Source organism: Agromyces sp. NPDC029043, from assembly GCF_055564615.1.
Genome location: NZ_JBVHVX010000005.1, coordinates 137,349 through 150,979, shown reverse-complemented (window position 1 = coordinate 150,979; position 13,631 = coordinate 137,349). Strand labels below are relative to the sequence as shown.

At 71.7% G+C, this 13,631-nt stretch carries 15 protein-coding genes; 8 read left to right on the top strand and 7 right to left on the bottom strand.

Annotation, left to right across the window (positions count from 1 at the left end; translation table 11 throughout):
• Positions 1 to 83 precede the first annotated feature (83 nt).
• From speB to ACZ4TW_RS08850, 6 genes are read left to right on the top strand one after another with little or no spacing between them, the layout of a single operon-like run.
• Positions 84 to 1,040, top strand: a complete 957-nt coding sequence (gene speB / locus ACZ4TW_RS08875; RefSeq protein ID WP_465542144.1) for an agmatinase — start codon at positions 84 to 86, stop codon at positions 1,038 to 1,040.
• 39 nt (positions 1,041 to 1,079) lie between these two features.
• Positions 1,080 to 1,499 (top strand): YybH family protein, encoded by a 420-nt coding sequence (locus tag ACZ4TW_RS08870; protein ID WP_465542142.1) that lies wholly within the window; start codon positions 1,080 to 1,082, stop codon positions 1,497 to 1,499.
• A gap of 34 nt (positions 1,500 to 1,533) precedes the next feature.
• Positions 1,534 to 2,946, top strand: coding sequence for a purine-cytosine permease family protein (locus ACZ4TW_RS08865; RefSeq protein ID WP_465542140.1), 1,413 nt, complete (start codon positions 1,534 to 1,536; stop codon positions 2,944 to 2,946).
• Between the two features lie 11 nt (positions 2,947 to 2,957).
• A complete protein-coding gene (locus ACZ4TW_RS08860; protein ID WP_465542139.1) occupies positions 2,958 to 3,587 on the top strand; it encodes a cyclase family protein in 630 nt (209 codons plus the stop codon).
• A 39-nt stretch (positions 3,588 to 3,626) separates the two neighbouring features.
• Positions 3,627 to 4,694: a PHP domain-containing protein gene (locus tag ACZ4TW_RS08855; protein WP_465542137.1), complete on the top strand. Its 1,068-nt coding sequence runs from the start codon at positions 3,627 to 3,629 to the stop codon at positions 4,692 to 4,694.
• Positions 4,694 to 5,065 (top strand): VOC family protein, encoded by a 372-nt coding sequence (locus ACZ4TW_RS08850; RefSeq protein WP_465542135.1) that lies wholly within the window; start codon positions 4,694 to 4,696, stop codon positions 5,063 to 5,065. The genes ACZ4TW_RS08855 and ACZ4TW_RS08850 overlap by 1 nt, the downstream gene beginning before the upstream one ends.
• Before the next feature lie 62 nt (positions 5,066 to 5,127).
• Here ACZ4TW_RS08850 and ACZ4TW_RS08845 read toward each other — a convergent pair whose 3' ends face one another.
• Together ACZ4TW_RS08845 and ACZ4TW_RS08840 are read right to left on the bottom strand one after the other, a co-directional pair.
• Complete coding sequence (locus ACZ4TW_RS08845) at positions 5,128 to 5,322, bottom strand: hypothetical protein (RefSeq protein WP_465542133.1); 195 nt, start codon at positions 5,320 to 5,322, stop codon at positions 5,128 to 5,130.
• Between the two features lie 33 nt (positions 5,323 to 5,355).
• Positions 5,356 to 6,297: a cytochrome b/b6 domain-containing protein gene (locus tag ACZ4TW_RS08840; RefSeq protein WP_465542132.1), complete on the bottom strand. Its 942-nt coding sequence runs from the start codon at positions 6,295 to 6,297 to the stop codon at positions 5,356 to 5,358.
• A 150-nt stretch (positions 6,298 to 6,447) separates the two neighbouring features.
• Between ACZ4TW_RS08840 and ACZ4TW_RS08835 the strand changes: the two genes are divergently transcribed.
• Both ACZ4TW_RS08835 and ACZ4TW_RS08830 read left to right on the top strand, forming a co-directional pair.
• A complete protein-coding gene (locus ACZ4TW_RS08835) occupies positions 6,448 to 7,206 on the top strand; it encodes an EI24 domain-containing protein (RefSeq protein WP_465542131.1) in 759 nt (252 codons plus the stop codon).
• Between the two features lie 10 nt (positions 7,207 to 7,216).
• On the top strand, positions 7,217 to 8,671 hold the full coding sequence (locus ACZ4TW_RS08830) for an MFS transporter (protein ID WP_465542130.1): 1,455 nt from the start codon (positions 7,217 to 7,219) through the stop codon (positions 8,669 to 8,671).
• On the opposite strand, the gene ACZ4TW_RS08825 is transcribed toward ACZ4TW_RS08830, so the two are convergent.
• Genes ACZ4TW_RS08825 through ACZ4TW_RS08805 form a run of 5 tightly spaced genes read right to left on the bottom strand, consistent with a single transcriptional unit; the run spans position 8,668 to position 13,614 of the window.
• Positions 8,668 to 9,390: an NAD-dependent deacylase gene (locus ACZ4TW_RS08825; RefSeq protein ID WP_465542129.1), complete on the bottom strand. Its 723-nt coding sequence runs from the start codon at positions 9,388 to 9,390 to the stop codon at positions 8,668 to 8,670. The two genes, ACZ4TW_RS08830 and ACZ4TW_RS08825, sit on opposite strands and share 4 nt — an antisense overlap.
• Positions 9,387 to 10,013, bottom strand: a complete 627-nt coding sequence (locus tag ACZ4TW_RS08820) for a class I SAM-dependent methyltransferase (RefSeq protein ID WP_465542127.1) — start codon at positions 10,011 to 10,013, stop codon at positions 9,387 to 9,389. Before ACZ4TW_RS08820 ends, ACZ4TW_RS08825 begins: the two co-directional genes overlap by 4 nt.
• A 48-nt stretch (positions 10,014 to 10,061) precedes the next feature.
• Complete coding sequence (locus tag ACZ4TW_RS08815) at positions 10,062 to 11,726, bottom strand: glycoside hydrolase family 13 protein (RefSeq protein ID WP_465542125.1); 1,665 nt, start codon at positions 11,724 to 11,726, stop codon at positions 10,062 to 10,064.
• Complete coding sequence (locus ACZ4TW_RS08810) at positions 11,726 to 12,628, bottom strand: carbohydrate ABC transporter permease (RefSeq protein WP_465542320.1); 903 nt, start codon at positions 12,626 to 12,628, stop codon at positions 11,726 to 11,728. The genes ACZ4TW_RS08815 and ACZ4TW_RS08810 overlap by 1 nt, the downstream gene beginning before the upstream one ends.
• 17 nt (positions 12,629 to 12,645) lie before the next feature.
• A complete protein-coding gene (locus ACZ4TW_RS08805; protein WP_465542123.1) occupies positions 12,646 to 13,614 on the bottom strand; it encodes a carbohydrate ABC transporter permease in 969 nt (322 codons plus the stop codon).
• Positions 13,615 to 13,631 lie beyond the last annotated feature (17 nt).

The following is a 13,631-nucleotide window of genomic DNA, read 5'->3' as shown; positions in this document are numbered from 1 at the left end:
CCTTCGCTGGACGGTTGACGCGCACGGGTCTGCGGGCGTACCGTGAGGCTAAGTTTCCTCGATAGTACTGGAAGTTTCGTAATATGCAACTCACTCCCGCAAACGCCCCGCTCGGCCCAGTCGACGCCAGCGTCGTGCCCCGGTTCGCGGGCATCGCCACCTTCGCGCGACTGCCGCGACTCGACGAGGTCGGGCGGGCGGATGTCGCCGTCGTCGGCGTCCCGTTCGACTCGGGGGTGAGCTATCGGCCCGGCGCGCGCTTCGGCCCGTCGCACGTGCGCGAGGCGTCGCGCCTCCTGCGGCCCTACAACCCCGCGCAGGACGTCTTCCCGTTCGGCGCACAGCAGGTCGCCGACGCGGGCGACATCGCCGTGAACCCGTTCGACATCGCCGAGGCCGTGCGCCAGGTCGAGGCCGGCGCACGGGAGCTGCAGGCGAGCGCGGGCCGGATCGTCGCCATCGGCGGCGACCACACCATCGCGCTTCCGCTCCTGCGCGCCGTCCACGCCCAGCACGGTCCGGTCGCGGTGCTCCACTTCGACGCCCACCTCGACACCTGGGACACGTACTTCGGCGCGCCGACCACGCACGGCACGCCGTTCCGCCGCGCGAGCGAGGAGGGCCTGATCGACCTCACCGCGAGCATGCACGTCGGCATTCGCGGCCCGCTCTACGCCAAGAGCGACCTCGAGGACGACGAGCGCCTCGGGTTCTCGATCGTCTCGAGCGAGTACCTCGAGGAGCACGGCGTCGCGAGCGCGATCGATCGGATGCGCGCCCGCATCGGCGACGCGCCGCTGTACATCTCGATCGACATCGACGTGCTCGACCCCGCCCACGCGCCCGGCACCGGCACGCCCGAGGCCGGCGGGTTGACGAGCCGCGAACTGCTCCGGATGCTGCGCGCACTCGCCGACCGGAACATCGTCGGCGCCGACATCGTCGAGGTGGCGCCCGCCTACGACCACGCCCAGCTCACGGCCGTCGCGGCGAGCCATGTCGCGTACGAGCTCCTCAGCGCGATGACCCCTCGCGGCTGAGCCCCACTCGCGAACCGTCCCCAGGCGAAGGAGCCCGACATGACCGAACCACGGACCCCCGGCGTCGAGGAGGTCGAGGCCGCGGCATCCGCCATCGTCGAGGCCTTCGCCTCCACCGACGCGCGCCGTTACTTCGCCACGTTCGCACCCGACGCGACGTTCGTCTTCCACACCGAGCCCGCGCGGCTCGACGACCGGAGCGCCTACGAGCGCCTCTGGGCCGAGTGGGTCGAGAGCGGATGGCGCGTCGTCTCGTGCACCTCGACCGACCGGCACGTGCAGCCGTACCCCGGCGGCGCCGTGTTCAGCCACTCGGTCGACACGACCGTCGAGACTCCCGACGGCCGCGACTCGTACCGCGAGCGCGAGACCATCGTGTTCCGCACCGACCCCACCCGCGGACTCGTCGCCGTGCACGAGCACCTCTCCCCCATGCCCGCGGCGGCCGACGCGGACTGACGCCCACCCCACCCCCTCACCGAGGAGAACCGCAATGTCGCTCTACACCCGCCTCGAACAACGCCTGGAACGCAACTCCGACGATGCCGGCCCCGTCGCCGGCGAGCTCTCGCTGCTGCGCATCGGCATGATCTGGCTCGCCGCGAACCTGGTCGTCACCACCCTCCTCACGGGTACGCTCTTCGTGCCCGGCGTCGACTACGGCTTGGCCATCCTGCTCATCATCGTCGGCACGCTCGTCGGGGCGATCGTGCTCGTCCTGGTCGGCAACATCGGCACGCGCACCGGCCTGCCGACGATGGCGCTCACACGCGGGCCCTTCGGCACGCGCGGCAGCCTGCTGCCGGTCACGGCCAACGTCGTCATCCTCATGGGCTGGAGCTGGGTGCAGGCGATGCTCGCCGGCATCGCACTCGACTTCCTCGTGGCCTCCGTCACCGGCGTGTCGATGCCCGTGCTGTGGGCCGTGGTCTGCCAGACGATCGTCGTGATCCTCGCGATCTTCGGCCACGAGGGCATCGCGCGGGTCGAGCCGTGGCTCGCGGCGCTCATGCTCGCGATCATGGCCTTCATCTTCATCACGGCCTTCGTGACGTTCACGCCCGCCGAGTACACGGCCATCCCGGTCGACGAGTCGATCGGGTACACGCCGATCCTCGTGCTCGACGTGGTGATCGCGACGGCGATCTCGTGGACTGTGCTCTCGGCCGACTTCAACCGGTTCGCGAAGTCGAGCAGGGCGGGCATCGTCGGCTCGGGCGTGGGCTACAGCCTCTCGACGATCATCTCGATGTCGCTCGGCGCGACCGCGATCTCGTACGTGATCCTCTCCGGCGGCGAGGCGATCCCGTTCGACCCGGTCACGATCGTCGAACCGTTCGGCTGGCCGTTCGCGATCGTGATCTTCCTCTCGGTCATGGCGACGAACACCATGGTCGTCTACGGCATGGTCACCTCGGTCGTGAACGCGGTGCCGGGCACGCGCGTGAAGTTCCTGCCCACCGCGCTGATCCTCGGCCTCATCTCGATCATCGGCGCGACGTTCTTCGGGCTGCTCAACCAGTTCACGACGTTCCTCGTCACGATCGGGGCCCTCTTCGCCCCGGTCTTCGCGATCATGATCGCCGACTACTACATCGTCAAGCGCGGGGCGTACACGCCCGACATCCTGCACCCCCGCGGCGGGCGGTACTGGTACCTCGCGGGCGTGAACTGGGCGGCGATCGCCGCGTGGGCGGTCGGCGCGGTCGCGGTCTACCTGTGGACGTACGTGTGGCCGACCCCGATCGGGGCGACCATCCCCGGCTTCGCGCTCACGTTCGTGCTGTACCTGCTGCTGTCGCTGCGCGAGCGCGCCGCGCACCCGGCCGAGCCGAGCCACCACCTGAGCCGCGTGCCGATCGGCACGAGCACTGCCACGGGCGGGGGCCGCGGCACCGCCGCGTGACCGGAGCCGGCATGCGCGACCTCAGCCATCCGATCGCCAGCGACATGATGGTGTACCCCGGCGACCCCGGGGTGCACCTGGCGCCCGCGCTCGAGCTCGACCGCGACGGCGCCGCGGTGACCGCGATCCGCATGGGATCGCACACGGGAACGCACGTCGATGCGCCCTCGCACACGGTCGCCGGAGGGCGGACGATGGCGGACGTGGGGCTCGACGAGCTCGTCGGCGAGGCGCTCGTGCTGCGAGTCGAGGGGCTCGACGACGGGGCGACGATCGGGTTCGCCGACCTCGGCGACCTGCCCGCTCGAGTCCCGCCGATCGTGGTGGTCGACACGGGTTGGTGGCGGTTCTTCGGGAGCGAGCGCGCGCTGCGGCATCCGGCGCTCTCGGCCGAGGCGGCGCGCGAGCTCGTCGCCCGCGGCATGCGGGTGCTCGCGGTCGACACGCTGAGCCCCGACCCGACGGATGCCGCGGGCACCACCTCGTTCCCGGTGCACGAGGTCGTGCTCGGCGCCGACCGGCTCATCGTCGAGAACGTGACCGGCCTCGAGGGCCTGCCGGCGCGCGTGCGCGTGGGCTTCTTCCCGCTGCGGTTCGGCGGCGACGGCGCTCCCGTGCGCGCGGTCGCCTTCGATCCGTAGCCCCTCGACCACCGGCGCCCCGCGCGGCAGACTGGGGCGATGGACCCGGTGCAGGCGCTCGAGGAGATCGCGACGCTGCTCGAGGTGCAGCTCGCCTCGCCGTTCAAGGCGAAGGCGTTCCGACGGGCGGCGGCCGCGATCGCGCCGCTGTCGCAGGACGAGCTCCGCGCCCGCGCTGCCGACGGCCGACTGAAGCGCACCCCCGGGATCGGCGACTCGAGCCTCGGCGTGATCACCGAGGCGCTCGCGGGCGGCACGCCGTCGTACCTCGCCGACCTCCGCGAGCGCGCGGGTGCCGAGTCGCACGCCGGCCTGCGGGGGCTGCTGAAGGGCGACCTGCACGCGCACTCCGAATGGTCCGATGGCACGACCAGCATCGCCGCGATGGCGCGCGCCGCGGCATCCGCCGGGCTCGAGTACTTCGCCCTCACCGACCACTCCCCCAACCTGCGCGTCGCGAACGGGCTCTCGCCCGAGCGCCTCGAGTCGCAGCTCGAGATCGTCGCCGCGCTGAACGCCGGGCACGGCGAGGGCGAGTCCGACTCCGGCGGGCGCGACCGCGGCGACCTCGGCGTGAGGATCCTCACGGGGATCGAGGTCGACATCCTCGAGGACGGCACGCTCGACCAGCGACCCGACCTGCTCGACCGGCTCGACGTGGTCGTCGCGAGCGTGCACTCGAAGCTGCGCTCGCCGTCGCGCGAGATGACGCCGCGCATGCTGGGCGCCATCCGCGACCCCCGCACCAACGTGCTCGGGCACTGCACCGGCCGGCTCGTGCAGGGCTCCCGCGGAACCCGCCCCCAGTCCGAGTTCGACGCCGACGCCGTGTTCGCCGCGTGCGCCGAGCATGACGTCGCGGTCGAGATCAACTCGCGCCCGGAGCGGCAGGACCCACCCGACGACCTCATCGCGCTCGCGCTCGAGCACGGGTGCCGGTTCACGATCGACACCGACGGCCACGCGCCCGGCCACTTCGGGTTCCTCGCGCTCGGCGCCACCCGGGCCGAGGCAGCGGGCATCCCGCCCGAACGGATCGTCACCACCTGGGACGCCGACCGGCTCGTCGAGTGGGCGGCGTCGAAGAAGCGGCGGAAGGAGTCGTGATGGAACTCGGCGCATTCTCGGTGAGCCTCGCGGTGAAGGACCTCGACGCCTCGCGCGCCTTCTACGAGAAGCTCGGCTTCGAGGCGTTCATGGGCGACCCCGAGCACGGCTGGCTCGTCCTGCGCAGCGGCGACCACGTGATCGGGCTGTTCCAGGGGATGTTCGAACGCAACCTGCTGACCTTCAACCCGGGATGGGACCAGCAGGCGCAGGATGTCGAGAGCTTCACCGACGTGCGCGAGCTGCAGCGGTCATTCCGCGAGCGCGGGCTGGAGTTCGCGAGCGAGGTCGACGAGTCGGGCTCGGGGCCGGGCAGTTTCATCGTGGTGGATCCCGACGGCAACCCCGTGCTGTTCGACCAGCATCGCTGAGCGCTGTCAGTCTCGCTGGCGCACCCCGTCGGGCGCGACGTCGCGTGGGCGCGGCACGCGCGTCAGCGCTCCACCTGCCTGCGGTCGCCGGTGCGGCCGAACCATGCGCGCAACGCGAGGAACACCACGACCGCGACGACGGCGACCACCGCGAGCTTGACGATGAACCACACGACGCTGAAGACGAGGTCGACCACGAACCACGCGATGACGACGGAGGCGATGACGCCGAGGATGATCCAGATGGTGCGGCTCATCGTTCGAGCCTACCGAGCGGCACGCGGCATCCGTCAGCCCTGGACGCGGCCCGACGCCGCGGCGATCCGCTTGAGCAGCGGCGGCTTCGCGAGCACCCATGCGGCCACCATGGCGACCACGGAGAGGGCGAACACCACGAAGCCGAGCCAGTCGTCGGTGTCGCGCGCCGTGTACATCTGATTCAGCTTGCGGAGCGCGCCCGTGGTGAACACGAGCACGACGTGCACGAAGGTGAACGCGAGGAAGAACAACATGACCGGGTAGTGGATGGCACGGGCCGACTTCTCGGTCGCCGGACTCGCGAGCCGGCCCTCCGTCGGCCACACCGACGACAGGCGGAGTCCCGTGAGCAGTGCGAGCGGCGCCGCGATGAACACGACGGTGAAGTACGCGAGCTGCTGCAGTGAGTTGTACACGACCCACGAGTCCTCGGTCGGCCAGTCGAGCGAGGCGTACTGCAGCGCGGCCGAGATCGCGTTCGGCACGACCGCCCAGTCGGTCGGGACGATGCGCATCCACTGCCCGGTCGCGAAGAGCAGCACGACGTAGCCGACGCCCGTGAGCACCCAGAGCGCGTCGAGCCACAGGTGGAACCACAGCCAGATGCCCAATCGACGCGGCGCGCGCCTGGTGCGGGGCCACCGGGTGTTGTCGCGCGTCCAGAACCCGGGCGGGCGCCGCTTGCCGCGGAGCTCGAGCCCGGTCTTGACCAGCAGGGCGAGGAAGAACGCGTTGAGGAAGTGCTGCCAGCCGAGCCAGGCCGGGATCCCGACGGGAGCGCCCTCGGGCGGCGGCACGATGCCGGGGTACTCCGCGATGAACGCCTCCACGGCGGGAACGCCGCGCAGCACGCGCGCGACGACCACCGCGACGACGAGGACGGCCAGCGCGATGCCGACGCCCCACAGGACGCGCCGGCGCTGCGCCTTCCACCATTCGGCGGCGCGCGAGGGCTTCGTCGAGGTCACGGTCATCTCCGGGTCGGTTCCTTCTCCGGTCGGGTTCGGCCGGCGGTGCCGGACTGAGCGTTACGACGATAGCGCCGACGGCTGGGAACGCGGGCCCTGCGTGACGCTCCGCGACGAACGCCGGCGCCCTGCGCCCACCTGCCTATGCTGGGGCCGATGCTGAAGGAACTCGCCTCGGGTGCGCGCATGCTGCTGCGCGGATTCGGCTTCTGGCGCCGCGATCCGGGGGTCATGCTGCTCGGACTCATGCCGGCGGCGATCGTCTTCGCGGCGCTCGTGTGGGGCCTCGTCGCGCTCGGCATCGGACTGCCGGGGCTCGTCGACTGGGCGACGCCGTTCGCCGACGGATGGCAGGAGTTCTGGCGCTCGGCGTTCCGCGCGCTGGTCTCGGTCGTCGTCTTCGCGGGCGCGGCCGTGCTCGCGTTCGTCACGTTCACCGCGCTGACGCTCATCGTCGGCGACCCGTTCTACGAGCGCATCTGGAAGGCGGTCGAAGCCGATCTCGGCGGCACGGTGCCGCCCGAGGGGCCGAGCTTCTGGAGCGGCGTCGGCGGTGCGCTGGTGCTCGTGCTGCAGGGGCTGGTCTCGGCGGTCGCGGTCGCCGCGGTCGGCTTCCTCCCCGTGGTCGGCGGCGTGCTCGCCGCGGTCCTCGGCGCGGTCCTCACCGGGCGCCTGCTCGCGCGCGAGCTCACGGCGCGCGTGTTCGACGCCCGTCGCCTCGACCCCGCCGTGCGTCGTGGGCTCATCCGGGCGCACCGTTGGCGGTTCCTCGGCTTCGGCGTGGCGACGCAGCTGTGCTTCCTCGTGCCGCTCGGCGCGGTCGTCACGATGCCGGCCGCCGTGGCCGGTGCGACGATGCTCGCGCGTTCGGTGCTCGACCCCGTGCATCCGATCGGCGCGGGCGACCCGCAGTAGGGCGCGAGCGATGGGGCGGCGTCGGCGCGAGCACGGGCACGACCCCGGCGCAGACCGGGCCGCGCCGGCTGGCGGTGCGGCTCGCGACGCCCCCGCCCACGCGTCCCGGTGGGTGATCGCCGCGCTGTGCACGGGCACGATCCTCAGCGCCCTCAACTCGGGCATGGTCGCCGTCTCGCTCAGCACGCTGCGCCGCGAGTTCGCGGTCGACGTGGCCACGGTGACCTGGGTGATCTCGGTGTTCTACCTCACCTCGGCGGTGCTGCAGCCGCTGATGGGCCGGCTCGCCGACCGGTACGGGCCGCGGCGCGTGTTCGCCGCGGGGATGTGCACGATCATGGCGGCCGGCGCGCTGGGGCCCTTCGCTCCCGACCTCGCCTGGCTGTGCGCCGTACGCGTGCTCCTCGCGATCGGGACGGCGACCGCGTTCCCCTCCGCGGCAGCGATGCTCCGGGCGGTCGCGGCGACGAGCGGCGGGAGCGCGCCCAAGATGATCGCCCGCATCCAGCTCATCGACACCAGCTCGGCGGCGGTCGGACCGGTGCTCGGCGGACTGCTCATCGTCGCCTTCGGCTGGGAGGCCATCTTCTGGATCAACGTGCCGCTCGCGGCGATCGCGCTGGTCAGCACGGCGCTGCTCGCCCCGCGCGACCCCGCGCGCGAGCGCGTGCCGCTCGCCCGGACGCTGCGCGAGTCGGACGTGCCGGGCATCATCCTCTTCGTCGTCGCCGTCGCGACGCTGCTCGTGTTCCTGCTCGAGCTGCCGGAGGGCCCCCTGTGGCTCCTCCTGCCGGTCGCGGTCGGCGCCGGCGCGCTCTTCGCTTGGCGCGAGCTGCGCACGCCCTCGCCGTTCATCGATCTGCGCCTGCTCGCCGCGAACGTGCCGCTCATCCGCGTGTACGCGCTGTTCGTGCTCGCGAACCTCGTCTTCTACAGCGCCCTGTTCGGCATTCCGCAGTACCTCGAGGACCATGCCGGCTACCGCACCGACCTCGTCGGGGCCCTCCTGCTGCCGCTCGCCGCGTTCAACGTCGTGATGACCCCGTTCGTCGAGCGCCTGATCGACCGGCGCGGCGCGCAGCGCACCCTCGTGATCGGTTCGGCGGCGCTCGCCGCGGCAACGCTCGCGCTGCCGCTGCTCGGCGCGTCCACCGCGATCGCCGTGGTCCTCGCGGTGACCGCCGCCGTGGGCATCCCGTACGTCTTCGTCCTCATCTCGATCACGCAGTCGCTGTACGTCGCCGCGCCGCCCGACCACGTCGGCCAGGCGGCGGGCCTCTTCCAGACGGCGCGATCGCTCGGCTGCATCGCGGCGAGCGTCGTCGTCGGGCTCGCGTTCACGGGCGGGACCGGGCCGGCCGACTGGGTGCTGCTCGCGAGCATCGCCGCGGGCCTCGCCGTCGCGTTGCTGCTGGTCGTCGTGCTCTGGCGCGTCGGGCGCGCGTCGGCGCCGGCACGCGGCTAGCCCCGGGACATCCGGCCCGCGAGCACCTCGTCGACCCACTGCGGCACGAGCTCGCTCGCGCGTCCCAGCCGGCTCTCGTCGAAGAACGGCGTGATCTCGCTCTCGGCGAGGTTCAGCTCGAGGGTCGCCGCGCCGAACGCCGCCGCAGTGAGCACGAACCCGGCGGCGGGGTGCACGGCGCCCGAGGTGCCGATGGCCACGAACCGCTCGCACGCGACGAGGGCGAGGTCGATGTCGTCGAGCCAGTACGGCATCTCCCCGAACCAGACGACGTCGGGGCGCAGCATCCGCCGGCCGCATCGGGGGCACGGCGGCGCATCGACGAGATCGCCGGGAACGTCGACGCGCGCCTCGCATTCCAGGCATCGCGCGCGCCCGATCTCGCCGTGCATGTGCCGGACCCGCTCCGAGCCGGCGCGCTCGTGCAGGTCGTCGATGTTCTGGGTGATGAGGAGCAGGTCGGTTCCGAGCGCCGCCTCGAGACGGGCGAGCGCGGCGTGCGCCGGGTTGGGTGCGACCGATGCCACGGCACGCCGGCGCGCGTCGTAGAACCGCTGCACGGTGTCGGGGTCGCGCTCGAACGCGTCGGGCGTCGCGACGTCCTCCACCCGGTGCCCCTCCCACAGGCCGCCCGCGTCGCGGAAGGTGGGCACGCCGCTCTCGGCGGAGATGCCCGCACCGGTGAGCACGACGATCCGCGGCGACGCGCCCGGAGTCATGCCGCCTCCGTCCCGGTCTCGGCACCGGCCGCGGCGACGTGCCCGCTGAACAGCAGCACCCTGGTCGGCCCGAAGGGGAACGAGGGCACGCGGACCAGTCGCACGTCGTCGCCGGCGAACCCCGCAGCGACGAGGGCGGCGCCCGTGTCGCGGTCCCAGTGGCAGCCGTGGCAGAACCGCGCCGAGAACGGCGTGACGACGCGCTGCACCGCGCGCTTGAGCGTGCGCGGAGGCGCGATGACGTGGTCGACGAACACGACGCGACCGCCGGGCCGGAGCACGCGCCGCACCTCCGCGAGCGCCGCGCGCTGGTCGCGCACGGAGCACAGCACGTACGTGCCGACGACCGCGTCGACGGATGCGTCGGGCAGCGGGATCGCCTCGGCCACCGCGTCGAGCGGCGCCGACCGGTGGCCCCACTCGCGCGCCCGCGTCGCGAGCTCGCGGCGCCGCTCGGCGTCGGGTTCGAGGCCGACCCAGTCGACGTCGTGGTGGAGCGCGCCGAAGTTCTCGCCCTCGCCCGCGCCGATCTCGAGCACGCGTCCGCGCACGCGTCCGACCGCCGCCCGCTCGAGGTCGTCGAGCGCGTCGTCGGTGATCAGCTCGGGTCGCGCGCCGTCCATGCCGTCATGCGACCACGCGGCGGCGCGCCCGTCAAGCGATTCCGCCGGTCAGGCGCGCAGCCACACCGTCGTCTCGCCGGGCAGGCGCCCGTGGTCGAGGCGACCGCTCGCGACGAGCGGCGCCCCGGCGGGCAGGTCGACCGGCTCGGTGCCGAAGTTCATGACGACCTCCCACCCGAACGGGCGCCGGAAGTGCACGACATCGGGCCGGGCGGATGGCACCCACTCGAGCTCCTCCGGCGCCTGCAGGTCGCCCCGCAGCACGAGCGCACGCCGGTACATCCAGAGCGTCGACGACGGGTCGTCGGCCTGCACGTCGGCGGCGAGCTCGCCGAACCACTCGGGCTGCGGCAGGTGCGCGCCGTCCGACCCGAAGCCGAACGACCCGCCCTCGCTCGTCCACGGCAGCGGCACGCGGCATCCGTCGCGGCCGATGTCGACGCCGGGGTTGCGGAAGTACGCCGGATCCTGGCGCTCGGCCGCGGGGATTTCGGCGACCTCGTGCAGGCCCAGTTCCTCGCCCTGGTACAGGTACGCCGAGCCGGGGAGCCCGAGCATGAAGAGGCTCGCGGCGCGGGCGCGCCGCACACCGCGCTCGCGGTCGAGTCGGGGCTCGGCACCGCCCGAGAGCAGCCAGGCGGCACCGTGCTTCTCGCCCGGCTCGGATGGCTCGGGCAGCCCGTAGCGCGTGGCGTGCCGTACGACGTCGTGGTTGGAGAGCACCCACGTCGTCGAGGAGCCCGAGGCGGCCGCCAGGGCGAGGTTCGCATCGACGATGCGGCGGAACGCGTCGGCGTCGAACGGCGCCTCGAGCAGGTCGAAGTTGAACGCCTGGCCGAGTCCCTCGACGCTGGCGTACCGCGGGCGGCGGTGCGTCTCGACCCACGCCTCCGCGACCGCGGTGCGCGGCGGCGTGTACTCGTCGAACACCCGCCGCCACTCGGCGTAGATGTCGTGCACCTCATCGCGGTCCCAGAGCGGGTGCGCGCCGTCGCGGGGCAGCGCGTCGAGCGTCGCCTGGTCGGGCAGCTCGTCGCCGAGCCGCTTGGCGAGGCCGTGCGCGACGTCGATGCGGAACCCGTCGACGCCGCGATCCGACCAGAACCGCAGGGTGCGCAGGAAGTCGTCGCGCACCTCGCGGTTGTCCCAGTTCAGGTCGGGCTGCTCCGTCGCGAAGTAGTGCAGGTACCACTGGCCGTCGCCGACGGGCTCCCACGCGGGACCGCCGAACGCGCTCGTCCAGTCGGCGGGCGGCAGCGCGCCATCCGGCCCCAGGCCGTCGCGGAAGACGTACCGGGCGCGGGCCGCCGAGCCGCGGGGCGACGCGAGCGCCTCGCGGAACCAGGCGTGGCGGTTCGACGTGTGGTTCGGCACGATGTCGATGATCACGCGGATCCCCACGTCGTGGAGCGCGGCGATCATCTCGTCGAAGTCGTCGAGCGTGCCGAGCCGCGGGTCGACGTCGCGGTAGTCGTCGACGTCGTACCCGCCGTCGGCGAGCGCCGACGGGTAGAACGGGCTGAGCCAGACCGCGTCGACGCCGAGCCGTCGCAGGTACGGCACGCGCGAGACGATGCCGCGGAGGTCTCCCAGGCCGTCGCCGTCGGCGTCGGCGAAGCTGCGCGGGTACACCTGGTACACGACGGCCTGACGCCACCAGTCGGCGTCGTCCCGGAGCCGATCGAGTTCGGGACGAGCGAGCACCTCCGTCATCAGCCCTTGACCGCGCCCTGCGTGACGCCCTCCATCACCCAGCGCTGGGTGAAGAGATAGACGATGATGGCCGGCGCCATCGCCATGAGGTACGACGCGAACGACACGTTGTAGTTGTTGCTGAACTGCGTCTGGAAGATCGACTGCACGACCGGCAGGGTCTGCTGCGCGGAGTCGGCGATGATCAGCGACGGCATCATGAAGTCGTTCCACGAGGCCAGGAAGGCGAAGATCGCGACCGTGGCGCTCATCGGGGCCAGCAGCGGGAAGATGAGCTGGCGGAACGTCTGCCACGTCGTCGCACCGTCGATCCGCGCGCTCTCCTCGAGCTCGAGCGGGATCGAGCGGAGGAACGCGGTGAACAGCAGGATGCTGAACGACAGCTCGAACATGATCTTGAGGATGATCACGCCCACCGGGTTCGCGAGCCCCACGAGCCCGGTCAGCTGGATCTGCGGGAGCGCCACGACCGGGAACGGCAGGAACAGCGCCGTGAGCAGGTAGAAGAACGACCAGCGGAACAGCCGGTGATCCCAGTTCCGGACGATCGCGTACGACGCGAGGGCCCCGAGGATCACGGTGCCGGCCACGGTGCCGGCGGTGATGAACAACGAGATCACGAATGCGACGGGGAAGTTGGTGAGCTCCCACGCCTGCGCGAACCCGGAGAAGTCGATGGGGTTCGGCAGCGAGAACGCGTTGCCGTCGACCGCCTGGGAGGTCGACTTCATCGACATGGAGATCGTGACGTAGAGCGGCAGGAGCACGGTGAGGGCGCAGAGGAGCAGGATGACCGTCGCCGCCCAATTGGTGCGCTCCTGGCCGACCCGGCGCCGGCGGCGGAGCGCGGTCGTGGCGGCCGCTCCCTCGCGGGTGCGGGTCGTCGTGGCGGGAGCGGGCATTCGCTTGGTTGCCGTGGTCATGAGATCGCCGCCCTTCCGCGGGAGATTCGAAGTTGGAGGACCGAGATGGCGACGGCGATGATGAAGAAGATCGTCGCGTTGGCCATCTGGTAGGCGTAGTCGCCGCCCGTGAAGCCGGTGAAGATCGTCATCGCGATGCTCCGCGTCGCCGTGCCGGGGCCGCCGTTGGTCAGGCCGACGATGACCTCGTACACGTTCAGGTAGTTCTTGAAGCCGATGATCACGTTGATCACGACGTACCCCGCGACCAGCGGGAGCGTCACCGACCAGAGCCGGCGGGCCGCATTCGCGCCGTCGATGTCGGCGGCCTCGTAGACGTCGCCCGGGATCGAGAGCAGTCCGGCGATGTAGATCAGCAGCGTCGCCGGAATCGACTGCCACGCGGTCACGATCACGATCGAGAGCCAGGCGAGGTCGGGATTGGCGAGGATCGACTCCGACAGCCAGGGGATGCCGAGCGACGATCCGAGCCGCGGCAGCGAGTTCGAGAAGAGGAAGTTGAAGACGTAGGCGATGATGATGCCCGAGATCACCATCGGGATCACGAACACGGCCCGCAGCGGCGTCTTCAGCTTGATGCGCGAGGTCAGCCCGACCGCGAGCAGGAACGCGATCACGTTGACCAGCAGCACCGTCACGATCGCGAAGCCGAACGTGAACCCGTAGCTGGCGAGGATCGCGGGGTCGGAGAACACCGCGACGTAGTTGGTCAGCCCGATGAACTGCCAGTCGCCGAACCCGATGAAGTTGGTGAACGAGTAGAAGATGCCGAGGATCGCGGGCACGGTGATGGCCAGCGTGAACACCACGAGGGTCGGGATGAGGAACCAGTAGTAGATCGGGTCGACCCGCGGGCGCCCCCGCTTGTCGTGGGCGGCGCCCGCGAGGTGGTCGACCTGGCCGTGCTCGGCCTCGTCGACCAGCGCGCCGGCTGAGGCCGCGGCGGTCGTGATGGGTGTGCTCATGACGGAGTCCTCTCTCG